The sequence below is a fragment of the Flavisolibacter nicotianae genome, from assembly GCF_003628535.1.
GTDB lineage: Bacteria > Bacteroidota > Bacteroidia > Chitinophagales > Chitinophagaceae > Flavisolibacter > Flavisolibacter nicotianae.
Map to the genome: position 1 here is coordinate 116,299 of NZ_RBCI01000007.1, position 12,514 is coordinate 128,812.

General features: G+C 47.9%; 9 protein-coding genes. 6 read left to right on the top strand and 3 right to left on the bottom strand.

Translation table 11 applies throughout. The annotated features are described in order from the left end of the window. The 3 genes from D6024_RS17970 to D6024_RS17980 all read left to right on the top strand — a co-directional run bounded on the left by D6024_RS17970 (window position 1) and on the right by D6024_RS17980 (window position 1,413). Window positions 1–447 carry a SufE family protein gene (locus D6024_RS17970; protein WP_121356139.1) on the top strand — a complete coding sequence of 149 codons (447 nt, stop codon included), beginning with the start codon at window positions 1–3 and terminating at the stop codon, window positions 445–447. A 94-nt stretch (window positions 448–541) separates the two neighbouring features. Further along, window positions 542–853, top strand: coding sequence for an iron-sulfur cluster assembly protein (locus tag D6024_RS17975; protein ID WP_121356140.1), 312 nt, complete (start codon window positions 542–544; stop codon window positions 851–853). Between the two features lie 86 nt (window positions 854–939). After that, entirely contained in the window at window positions 940–1,413 is a 474-nt protein-coding gene (locus D6024_RS17980) for an RrF2 family transcriptional regulator (RefSeq protein ID WP_121356141.1), read from the top strand. On the opposite strand, the gene D6024_RS17985 is transcribed toward D6024_RS17980, so the two are convergent. The 3 genes from D6024_RS17985 to D6024_RS17995 all read right to left on the bottom strand — a co-directional run bounded on the left by D6024_RS17985 (window position 1,410) and on the right by D6024_RS17995 (window position 6,306). Further along, window positions 1,410–2,978 (bottom strand): hypothetical protein, encoded by a 1,569-nt coding sequence (locus D6024_RS17985; RefSeq protein WP_121356142.1) that lies wholly within the window; start codon window positions 2,976–2,978, stop codon window positions 1,410–1,412. The two genes, D6024_RS17980 and D6024_RS17985, sit on opposite strands and share 4 nt — an antisense overlap. 379 nt (window positions 2,979–3,357) lie before the next feature. Beyond that, window positions 3,358–4,839 carry a glycoside hydrolase family 30 protein gene (locus D6024_RS17990; protein ID WP_121356143.1) on the bottom strand — a complete coding sequence of 494 codons (1,482 nt, stop codon included), beginning with the start codon at window positions 4,837–4,839 and terminating at the stop codon, window positions 3,358–3,360. Between the two features lie 24 nt (window positions 4,840–4,863). Beyond that, complete coding sequence (locus D6024_RS17995; protein ID WP_121356144.1) at window positions 4,864–6,306, bottom strand: glycoside hydrolase family 30 protein; 1,443 nt, start codon at window positions 6,304–6,306, stop codon at window positions 4,864–4,866. A gap of 608 nt (window positions 6,307–6,914) precedes the next feature. Between D6024_RS17995 and D6024_RS18000 the strand changes: the two genes are divergently transcribed. The 3 genes from D6024_RS18000 to D6024_RS18010 are packed head-to-tail and all read left to right on the top strand — an operon-like array spanning window position 6,915 to window position 12,443. Beyond that, a complete protein-coding gene (locus D6024_RS18000; protein WP_162944862.1) occupies window positions 6,915–9,995 on the top strand; it encodes a SusC/RagA family TonB-linked outer membrane protein in 3,081 nt (1,026 codons plus the stop codon). Between the two features lie 25 nt (window positions 9,996–10,020). Beyond that, window positions 10,021–11,574 (top strand): RagB/SusD family nutrient uptake outer membrane protein, encoded by a 1,554-nt coding sequence (locus tag D6024_RS18005; protein ID WP_162944863.1) that lies wholly within the window; start codon window positions 10,021–10,023, stop codon window positions 11,572–11,574. Between the two features lie 23 nt (window positions 11,575–11,597). Next, window positions 11,598–12,443: a LamG domain-containing protein gene (locus D6024_RS18010; RefSeq protein ID WP_121356147.1), complete on the top strand. Its 846-nt coding sequence runs from the start codon at window positions 11,598–11,600 to the stop codon at window positions 12,441–12,443. Window positions 12,444–12,514: the final 71 nt, after the last annotated feature.

Genomic DNA, 12,514 nt, shown 5'->3' on the forward strand with positions numbered 1-12,514 from the left:
ATGCAGGAAAAAACGACGATTGAAGAAATAGAGCAGGAGATAGTCGAAGAGTTTTCGCTTTTCGACAGTTGGGATGATAAATACGAGTACATCATTGACCTGGGTAAAAAGCTGCCGCTGCTGGAAGATCGCTACAAAGTAGATGAAAACAAAGTGCGGGGTTGCCAGTCGACCGTTTGGCTGGGCGCAGAATTTAGGGACGGAAAGGTATTTTTCAAGGCCGACAGTGATGCTGTAATCGTGAAAGGCCTGATCAGCATGCTGATCCGCGTCTTGTCGGGGCAAACGCCGGATGCGATTATCGCGGCCAAACTGGATTTCATCAACCAGATCGGGATGACAAGTCACCTGGCCCAAACACGTTCCAATGGCCTTTTGGCTATGGTGAAACAAATGAAAAATTACGCACTGGCATATAAAGTAAAAGAAGCTGCGGAGAAAAATTGAATGTGGTAATTAGCCAATGCGCTAAGGAGGTTTCGAAGAAACTGTTCACATTATCAAATTATCACATTGTGGAATTATCAAATTGAGTTTTGCTATGGAACCGGATGTATTAAGAGAAAAAGTCGTCGAAGTATTGCAGACGATCTATGACCCGGAAATCCCGGTGAGCATTTACGAGTTGGGACTGATCTACCGGATCGATATCCTGCCGATCAACAACGTGCAGATCACGATGACGCTGACAGCACCCAGTTGCCCGGCGGCACAATCGTTGCCGGTGGAAGTGGACCAGAAAGTACGGCTGATTGAAGGCGTGAACGATGTCCACGTTGCTGTAACCTGGGATCCGCCGTGGGACAAGAGCATGATGTCGGAAGTGGCCCAACTGGAATTGGGATGGATGTAACCTCCGATACTGCATCATCGTCAGAAAAAGAAAGCAAGATTTTGCGTCCGAACGATTGACTTCTAAACGAAACAACAAGACAGTTCATGAAAATAACCGCACAGGAAGAATATGGTTTGCGTCTCCTGATTCGCATCGCGTCCTGCAAAGATGCAGAAGGGATGAGCATTCCCCAATTGAGCGAAGCGGAGGGTATCAGTCCGCATTACGTCGCCAAGCTGGCCCGTATCCTGCGATTGGGTGGCTTCATCAACAGCACGCCGGGTTATAAAGGTGGCTATGTGCTTTCCATGCCGGCGAAAGAGATCGTCATTAATAAAGTGCTGAAAGCGCTGGGCGGCTCCCTTTTCGACCAGGCCTTTTGCGGTTCGCATTCCGGCGCCATGAAGTTCTGCACCAACTCCGTAGACTGTTCATCGCGTTCGCTTTGGCAAATGATCCAGCACACAGTGGACCAGTTGCTCGACAGGGTGACACTTCACGACCTGGTGAGCACCGAAGAAAATTCGGCTAAAGCCCTTCGCCTTTTGCTGGATCAAAACGAAATGGCGAACAGCTAAATGTCGGTAGCCTTCTGCAACTGCGGCTCTTTTTTCCGGTATTTTTCTGCGATGATGGTACTGAGCTCTTTCCGGTGAACCTTGCTTTCCACCCACGAGATCATATCGATGTAAACAAAGACTCTCGTTTGCAGGCGGTTCTTTTCAAATTTCTTAATTCGTTGCAGGAACTTTTCCAGCTCCGCCTTTGATTTGTCCGGCGACACATGGAAGGAACGGCGAAGGAATTTCAGGATCTCTTCCTCCAGTTCGGTGAGGTTTTGCATTTTCGCCATAAAACGATACACAGACCGGGATAGGTATTCTACCAATTCAAAATTCCCTAATTCGTAGTGGGCTAGCATGTGCAACAGTCTTGCGTAGCATTGCAGGTCGTAGCGCAGGCCAACGTTGTCGTTAATGATTTTTTGCAGGTAATCGATGCAGGTATCGTAATCGCCGCTGCCAAAATACATCACCGCGATCTTATAAGTGAGCACCATGGCGCGGTGCGGGTCTATAAACAGCGCATATTCATTCAGCTTTTCCTCGATTCCCGGAACCAGTTTTAAGCCCTGCTTGAACGTGCCGCTCAAAAAGTGGCGATTGATTTTTGCCTGGGCGATGTAAAGAAAAGACTGGGTGCGGAAGTTCTCGTTGTGTTGCACCCGTTCTGTTTCGGCAAAGTCTTCAAACCGTTTCAGCACCTCGTCGAATTTATCGTGGATGCGAAGGTCGAAAAGCGAGTTCAACAGGTTATGAAGGCCTTTGATATAGTGCCCTGTTTCTACCCGTTTCATCATCGGCTGGTCTTCATACAGGTCAACCCATTTCACCGCGTACCGGTAGTACTGCAAAAAATCCTGCCGGATAAATGCATACCAACAAAAGCTTTGAAAAAGGTAAAGGCGTTCGTAAAAACCGGTTTCGTACCATGCATCGGGCGGAAGATGCTTTTGCATAAAATCCTTGATGCGTTGCTCGTCTTCTTCCGTTCGTGTATGCCCGTGTTTGATGTAATAGCTGTATAGCTGAATGGACAGGTTGGACAACCTGGTGACCATCTCAATGTGCTTGACCGCCTCTATCGCTTCCTGTCCCAGGCTTTCGGCGCGGTCCTGCATGCTTCGTGTAATGTGGAGCGATTCGATTCGTTTTTCCAGCGAAAGGGCCATGACCATGAAATTGATCTTTTGGTGAGCCTTGGCCGTTTCCTTTGCCTTTTCGAGGATCTTCAGGCTTTGCAGGAAAAGCCCTTTTTTATAAAGTATATGGGCATAGTCGAATTGCTCGTTGAGCTGCAGGTCGATGCTGTCGGCACTTTTCAGCAGGCGCAGGCTTGCCATCACCTGCTTGTACAGGTGTGCTTTCAGGTTGGAAAGCTGTGATTTTTGAATGGAAGGAATTTTTTTGAGGATCCTGGTATCGTCGTATTCTTCCATCTTATCGAGTGCATCGAATAGCTGTACAATCTTCAGATCTTCGTTGGAAGAATTCCGTTTGATGAACAATTTAAAATGCCGCTTTTCCGCCTTCTCCAACGAACGGATCAACTGGAATAATATATCGTTTGAGCGTTTGGACATATGGTTTGTATTTTACGTCAGCCTCCTGTAGGAGGCTTTGGCCGGGCTTCAGCGATTTCTACTGAAGAAATCACTCTTTTGCTTAATACGGTTTCCCGCAAAAAGTAACCGTTTTTTTTAAAGCGTCAGATGTTCACAAAGCAAGCAACCGTTTGGCAAGAAAGCAATCGAAGCGTCTAATTGGACAGGCCGAGGAAATGGTCGTCGACACCTTTTCAGCCCGTTCGATCAAAGCGACAAGTTAAGCTAATTTTTGTCCCCGCCCGCGGCGAAACCGTTTATTTCCTGCTAAAATCTCCGGCAGTCAGAACTGGTTAATAAAAGAACGGCTGCACCTATTTCGCAGGTACAGCCGTGCCAGGAAAAAGACCGGGGCTTCCTAAATAACAAACGTCATGATTGAGTGGGCTTTGCTGGTGGTCTGGGCTGCTTTGCCCTCCAGCCAGAGCGCAAAAGGCAATTCCTTGTTCGTACTGTTCATGACGATGACAACAATTTTTCCGTCGGGGTTTTTAAAGGCGGTCGTGATCAGCGGGCTGCGGCTCGATGCAGATTCAATGCGCCGGGCGCCGGGCTTGATGAATTTTGAAAAATGACCGATATAATAATAGGCATTGGTATAAATTAATTTGCCGCTACGGGTATCTGCATGGATCGGGGAGAAGCAGAAATTTTTGACGTGATTGGGACCGCCCTGTTCGTCTAACAAGACGTTCCAGTCGGTCCAGCCAACAGTGCCATTGTTGAAATCATTGATCATGGAACGGCCGTAGCGTTCTCCCAGGCTCCAGTTTTGGATACTGTCCATATTGAACGGGCCGTTGCAGCCTTCAGTGAAAAGGAGGTTTTTGTCGGGGTAGCTTTCTTTTACCTTTCGCACGTTCTCAAAAACCTGGTCGCCGCCGCTCCAGTCTTCGTACCAATGAAAGCCTACACCCCAGGCATATTTCGACGCCTCTTTGTCGTTCAGCAATGTGCTGGCCCGCTGGTAGATGAGGTCGCGGTTATGATCCCATACGATGATCTTCTTATCACCAAGTCCCTGCTTTTGCAGGGTCGGACCGAGGTTATTTTTTAAAAACTTCGTTTCATCTTCGGCAGAAAAGACACAGGACTCCCAGGTTTGGGTAGCCATTGGTTCATTTTGGATTGTCAAACCCCAAACCGGAATGCCTTCTTTCTCGTACGCTTTTACAAAACGGACAAAATAATTTGCCCATGGCTGGTAATACTCTTTCTTCAGTTTTCCACCATGCAGCATGTCGTTGTTGGTCTTCATCCAGGCTGGCGGGCTCCAGGGGCTGGCAAACAACTGTAGTTTTCCGCCGGCTGCTGCGATGGCTCGCCTGATAAACGGGATGCGGTACGTTCGGTCATGGTCTATGGAAAAAGAGGCGAGGCTTTGATCGCCGTCCTTCACGTACGTATAGCTGCCACTCGAAAAGTCGCAACTGTGAATGTTTGTACGGGCCAGCGTATAACCTATACCCTTGTCCTTGTTGTAGTAGGCAGTAAGAAATTCCTCCTGCTGCTCTTTGGGCAGTTTGGCAAAGGTTTCTGCCGAGGCATCCGTCAGTGCACCGCCAATGCCCAGGAAGGTCTGGAAACTTTTCGACGGGTCGATAAACACGCAAGGCTGCGTTTCCAGCGGCTGTCCCATAGCTGAAAAAGCAAGACTGACCTCCTGCGAAAGCCGCTTGTCCGTACCGGCGACAGTGCTGTAAACGGTAATTTTTTTGTTTAGCACAGGCACCGTATCAGTACGGTTCATGCGATTGTGTGCTGCATCCGTGCCTGTCGGCTTTGGGTCAAAGGCCGCCAGCAAAACAGCCAGGACTCCGAATAAGAAAATTTTATTCATAACTGTGAATTTGCGAAATACAAATTATTGCCAGACATAGGTTGCTGCTGCTCCACCAGGAAGTGTTGCCGGCACAACCTTTCCTGCAAACCGGATATTGAATGAAGCGACGTTGGCGCCGTCATTGACCGCGATGAGTACAAATTTGTTTTCAGGTGTTTTGAAAGCAACATTCTGAATGCTGCCAGCCTGCGTACTGCCAATGCGAACAGAGCCTGCCGGAACAAATTTGGAGGCATGGGCAATGATATAATAGCTCACATTGCGTTCGATGGAGTTGCCAATTGTTATCGCTCCTTTGCATTGCGTGCAGCCGCCCGGCGTGTGCGGACCAAAATCCGGATCATTGGCCAGGTTCCATTCCAATGCTGTCCGGCTCCAGTTTCGCATGGTGCCGATGATAATGTTTTTCACATGCCATTGCAGGTCGCCGCTAAATGTCCCGGTCGATCCCGTCCATTGTTCGGTGAAATAAACATTTTTGTCCGGATGCGCAGTGTGCACCTGCGAGAGTGCACTCACATCGCCGGCATAGAGGTGGAAGGCGGACCCGTCGACGAAGACTTTAGCTGCCGCATCGTTTAAAATGGAAATAGGGTAGTCCGGCCTGTCGGCATTATGATCGTATACGATGATTTTAGTTTGGATGCCTGCCGACCTAAAAGCAGGACCGAGGTGATTTTTGATGAAATCGGCTTCCTGGGCCGCGGTCATATAAAGGCTGGGATTGTTGCCGGGATGCAGTGGCTCGTTCTGCGGCGTAATGGCGTCGATGGTGATGCCTTCAGCCTTCATAGCCTGGATGTAACGGACAAAATAGTTGGCATAAACACCGTAGTATTCCGGTTTCAGGCTGCCACCCTTCGACGCGTCATTATCCTTCATCCAGGTTGGCGGCGACCATGGCGAACCCAGAATCCTGATTGCAGGATTTATGGCGATGATGTCCTTCAAAACAGGGATTAAATTTTTCTTGTCCGGTTCAAGTGAAAAATGCGCGAGGGTCGGATCGGTTTGTCCGGCGGCCAGGTCGTCATAACTAAAGACCGCGCTGTCGAGGTCAGAGGCGCCGATGCTGATCCGCAGGTAACTCACCCGAATGGAGTTTTCATCTTTACCAAAAAGTTCCCGCAGAAGGCTCGCTTTTTGATCAGCCGGCAGCCGGTTGATCAGGACAGCGCTTCCTCCTGTCAGCGTATAGCCAAAACCATCCACCGTCTGATAGGTTTGTGTTGTATCCACATCGATAATTGGGTTTAAGCCGACTTCTTTTCCAAACTGCAGCGGTGTTTGCTTTTGCAAAAGCCGAACCTTGTCGCTCGACGTCAGCCACACATCAACGCTGCCCAAATCTGCCGGGTTGCCCGGTGACAGTGAAACTGTGCCGTCTTTCTTGCAACCAGCATTCAATAAAAACGAGGAAAGGAACAATAAAATAAATAGGGGGATGAGTCTGCGTATTTTCATTTGTGTAAGCTGTAACAGTGATCAATCAAAATCGAAATTACTAAAAGAGGCCGTCGGTGCAGATTTTGCCTCGCAGCTAATTTTTTCGACGATCACTTTTCACCGGCAAAAAATTTGAACCAGCCAACAGTGGCAGTACAGGCGGCCGTATTCATGCTTTGCAAAAAAAGGTTTTTTCCATGCAGCATTTTCTGTAACTTTTTATTCTATTAATGTGAGAAAAATCATTTTAAAAATTGTTGTTTAAACTTTTACTTTACACCGAATTTCTAAAGCGATGGACGATTGACTGGTGGAGTATATGAAAACAACCTCTTCGTAAACCTAAATAGCAGTGTTGAGCATAGGGTGTGTTTGCCTTTTCGAAAAATCAACCCGGGAAACGCATCATTTTTTCATGCCGTACGATCTGACACCTTCTTTCAGTTGTTCAAAGACGAAAACCTAACAAAACGCAGCAAACCTATGAGGAATAATTCTTCCTGAAAGATGTCCGGTCTTTAAAGACTGCGCCCTGATCCCACAGCAATGTTTTTACCCATTTAGATTATAATTAAAAAATGATGACTGCTACTAAATTCAACGTGAGACGGCTGTTATTCGCGAGAATGATGGCCATTGTCGCCATTTTCCTGTTGGCAAGTTTACAGGTAACGGCGCAAACCCGCGTGTCGGGAAAAGTGACTGACGAAGCTCAGAAACCGCTGCAAGGCGTTTCTGTCGTTGTCAGGGGTACCAGCAATGGTACAACGACCGATGCGGGAGGTAATTTTTCGATTTCTGTTCCGGGAAGCAACAGCGTGCTGGTAATTAGCTATGTTGGTTATACCTCCCAGGACATCACAGTCGGTTCGAACACGACCTTCAATGTGAGCCTGGCCCCCTCCGCTTCTGCAAACCTGAACGAGGTTGTGGTGATTGGTTACGGTACCGCCTCGCGGCGGGATTTGACCGGTTCCATTACCAAAGTTGCCGGGAAAGAGGTGGCCGACAAACCCAACACAAACCCGGTTGCTTCATTACAAGGCAAGGTACCGGGTCTGTATATCGTGAACAGCGGTACACCCGGACAGGAACCGGACATCCGCATCCGTGGTACGGTGAGTATCGGACAGGTACACCCACTTTACGTGGTGGATGGAATTTTACAGGATAATATTAATTACATCAACCCAACAGACATTGAATCCATCGAGATCTTAAAAGACCCTTCGTCGCTGGCCATCTTTGGTGTTCGTGGCGCAACTGGTGCCATTGCCATCACAACGAAGAAGGCAAGAGCCGGTCAGACGGTCATCAACTTTAATACGTCGTATGGTTTCAAGCAACTGGTGGACAAAATCAAAATGGCGAATGCCAGCGAATTTGCTACCCTTTTTGCGGAAGAAAATGCGAACAACAACGTTGCGACGCCTGATTATTCCAAGTTCACCAGCAACACCGACTGGATCGATGCTGTTACCAGAACGGGCCATTTCAGCAACACGGGCCTGAATATTTCAACCAGTACGGACAAGAACAGGTTTGGACTGGGTCTTGGTTATATCTATGACGAAGGCATAATCAAGCATGAACAATTGAGCCGGATGCTGCTTTCCCTGAACGACGAGGTGAAACTGAGCAATGCAGTGAAAATTGGTGTCATCTTTAATACTTCCAGGCAGCACAACCCCTACGACGCGACCTGGGTGCTGGATGCCGCACGGAAAATCCAGCCGCAGGTTTCGGCCGAAGCCAAACCCTTCCTGGTTAAAAACCCGTACGGTTCGGACAGCATAATGGCCAACTTGTATTCCGGGCTGGCTCTCCAGGGTTCCGGCGTAGTGAACCCCCTGCTGGTTCTGGAAAACGAATGGGACAAGACGATCAGCTACGAAAACCGTTATGTCGGGAATGTGTACACCGATATCATGTTCTTAAAGAACTTCAATTTCAGGCCAACCTGGTATGCTGATATCAGCACGGTTGAATACCGGAAGTACACGCCGCTTTATTATGCATACGCTCCATCCGACAACACAGCTTTTTTGCAAAACCAGCGGACAAGCGTTTATCAAAGCAACCAGACCTGGAAGAAATTCCAGCAGGACTATATTCTGAATTATAAAAAACAATTTGGCGCTCACAACCTGGGTTTGACAGGTGGTTTTACAACCTATTTCTTTGGAACATCCCAGCTATACGGTACGTCGAGCCAGCAAACTGGACCATCAGCTCTTCCGATTCCCAACAATCCTCGTTTGTGGTACCTGAATAATGGTTTCGGTATAATTGCTCAAAACGGTGCCGGTTCCAATCAGAGTGAATACACAACCGTTTCGTACCTGGCCCGTGGGCTTTACAATTATAAGAATAAGTACTATCTGAACGCATCTTTCCGTGACGATGCTTCTTCCCGGATTCCGGAGAAAAACCGCCACCAGCAGTTTTGGTCTGTGGGTGCGGCATGGGAGCTTAGCAAAGAAGATTTCATGCAAAGCCTCAGCGCCATCAATTTCCTGAAGTTGAAAGGATCAACCGGCGTGTTAGGCAATCAAAGTACATACGGACGCAGCGGTGACTATCCTTCGTATCCAGGCTTGCAGTCGGGTGGCACAGTAGTACCATTCGGTATGATTCTCGCCAGTGGAGCGTTGCCTGAATACCGCGTAAATCCGGATCTACGCTGGGAAACTGTAAATGCATCAGAAGTTGGCTTTGAATTAAATGCCTTTAGAAATCGTTTGCATTTTGAAGCTAACTACTATACCAAGAAGACCAAAAATATGATGACTTACGTTAGCCTTGGTTCATTGGGGTTGGACAATCAATTGGAAAATGGTGGTGAAATTAAGAACTGGGGAGAGGAGTTGATGGCGACTTGGAATCAAAATATCAACCGTGACTTTCGTATTACAGTTGGCGGCAATATTACGTTCATGAAAAATAAAGTGGTTAGTGTTGCCTCTTCACTGCCCGGAGGTATCATTATTGATGCGAGAGCCAATAATGGTAGTGCGGAAGCACGTACAATGCCTGGTTACCCGATTGGTTCTTTCTTTGGTTATGTGGTTGAAGGTATTTACCAAAGCCAGTTGGACATCCTGAAATCTCCCCCGGCAAGTTCACTTGGCTCCTACCGTCCCGGCGATTTTAAATTCAAGGATGTAAATGGAGACGGCGTGATCGACGCGAAGGACCGCACCATTATCGGCAATCCTACGCCTGATTTTATCTACGGTGGCAATATCGGACTGACCTACAAGCGCCTAAACATCAGTGCTGATTTTGGTGGTGTCTACGGTAACGAAATCTTCCGGGTATGGGGCTCACTGGAATCACCGTTCCAACGTGTGAACTATGCCGCTTTTAAAGTCGACAGGTGGCATGGTCCAGGTACTTCCAACTGGGAGCCGATCATCAGCCAGGGTGACCGTTTCAACTACAACGGTTCGACCTACAACATCGAAGATGGCAGCTATTTCCGAATCCGGAACCTGCAGGTTGGTTATGATTTCAACCCGGGCATGCTGTCGAAAGCAAGAATTAAGAATCTGCGGATCTATGGAAACGTGCAGAACCTGAAGACATGGAAACACAATTTTGGCTATACCGCAGAATATGGTGGCAGTGCAACCGCGTTTGGATTTGATGAAGCCGGTGGTGCTTTGCCAAGAGTGATCACGTTCGGTTTGAATGCGACGTTCTAATTCGTTAACTACAGAAATTTCGGAAATGAAAAAAAATACTAAGGTTTTACTCGGATTACTTCTCCTAACTGCAGCCAGTTTTTCAATTACCGGTTGCAAAAAATTCCTTGACAGAAAGCCTCTGTCTGCGACATTGACTGATTATGGTAGTGCTGTGGATGGTCAGGCGATTGGCATGTATTCAGTCTTTAATACCTATGCGGGATACAACACATTGCCCTGGCTGGATTTCAACAGTATTCGCGATGACGATGCACAAAAGGGTAGCAGCGCGACAGATGGCGCCGAAATCAATGCCGAGTTTGAAACGTTTCAATACACTAAGGATGATTGGGCAACAAACACCTACTGGAACGATCATTACTACCTGATCAATAAGGCGAACCAGTTATTGTTTACTGCGGATTCGCTGAAGTTAAACGACCCTGGATCGCTGAGAAATATTGGCGAAGCACATTTTTTCAGGGCCTATTCTTATTTCGAATTGGTTAAAGCATATGGAGAGGTACCGAAAATTGATTTTTTTTATACAGAGGCATCAAAAGGCGTTCGACCAAAATCAACCGTTGCAGAAATTTATGCCTTAATCGACAAAGATCTGCAAGCCGCTGCCCAATATCTACCTCTCACTTGGTTCAATAGTACAACAGGCCAAAATCCGTTTCCCGGCCGTTTGACTAGTGGCGCTGCCAATACGCTTTGGGCAAAAACCTATTTATTCAGACAAAACTGGGCGATGGTATTGGGTTTATGCAACCAGGTCATTGCCTCCAACCAATATTCACTTGCACCAAAATTTACCGACGTTTGGCGCGAGGGTCCCAATGGTTTAGGCAAAAATGGACCAGAGTCCATTCTGGAAATGCAGGCCTATGTAGCACCAGGTACAGATTATGGTGTTGATTTTGGTACTTCGCAAAATGTAAGGACGGCTCCAGGTTTCTCCGACCAAACCTGGAACCTGGGATGGGGCTGGAATACGCCAACGGAAAAACTGCAAACCCAGTGGCCTTCCTCCGACCCAAGAAAGTCGGCTACGATCCTTTACTCCGGCCGGTTTGACGGCGGTCCTGACAGCGCCGGATTTGGTGGAACGTTGCCGCCCTACGTACCGGGTTCCAAGCTCGAGCAGCCCTATTGGAACAAGAAAGTTTATTCCGATCCTGCTGTCCGCCAGTTGACGGGCCATCTGCACGATGCCCGCTGGATCAATCACCGGATTTTGCGATATGCTGATGTTCTTTTGATGAAAGCGGAGGCGGCGAATGAACTGAACGATGGGGCGACGGCTGCTTCCACACTCGAACTGGTGAGGGCAAGGGCTAGAGGTGGAAACAATACTATATTGCCTCCGGTTGTTTTCCAGGATCAGGCCCAGATGCGCAAAGCCATCAAAGATGAAAGACGCTGGGAGTTTGCCATGGAAGGCTACCGTTTCTACGACCTCGTAAGATGGGGCGATGCGCAAACTGAACTGGGACCACTGGGCTACAGCAACCGTGCCCGGTATTACCCAATCCCGCAAAAAGCAATTGACCTTTCCGGCGGTGTGCTGACGCAAAATCCGGAATGGCAATAATCTCGACTTAAAAAACAAATAGTATGAAAAGAAATAAAATTTCATTCAAAATACTGGCTGCAGTCATTGCGGTCGCAGGATTTGCATCCTGCCAGAAAATGGACAAACCTGCGTTGGGTGATTACCAAAAGGACAATCTTGTTACGCCAACAACGGCGCTCCGGTTTTTCGTCAGCTTTGATTCAACATCCGCTGAAGACCAGCAGATCAACAAACGGTTTAAAGACAGCGTTTCCGGTTATCCAAGTTTCTTTCCGGATGCATCTTTAAAATATGGTCCCGGCGTTCATGGCACCGCTTATATCGGCAACGGCAACAAGAGCCTGTCGTATGTAAACGCCAATGACTTTATGAAGTCGACTAGTTTTACGGTTGCATTTTGGGAAAAGCACAATGGCGTGACCGGCGGCGATGCCGAGTTCGTGATGAGTGTTCCTTCTACGCAGGGACACTGGAGCAATTCAGCCATGTTGCTGATTGTCGATAACAAAGGCGCCGGAACGACGTTGGATTCTGCCGTGATTAAATTGATGGTTGCCGAAGTCGGAAACGGCGACCATTGGTTTGAACTAACAGGAAACAACCGGATGCCCAACATCCTGGACAATCAATGGCATCACCTGGCTTTTGCTTATGATGAAACGACGTCCAACATGAGCGTCTACAGAGATGGCGTTCTTTACAAAGTTTTATCGTGGGCAGGTCATGGTCCGATTAAGTTCGATTACACAAAAGTGTCGGGCTTTTATCTTGGTGGAAAAACAACCGACTGGGGGAAACCTTTCAATGGCGGGCTGGACCAGTTCAGGCTGTACAACAAGGCCCTGAGTGCTGCGGAAGTTGCCAACTTATACAACAGCAAGTTATAAAAGCACGGTTCCGCTTTTTCTAATCAAATCATAAAGGCTGAACACTCTGTGTCAGCCTTTATACTTTTCAT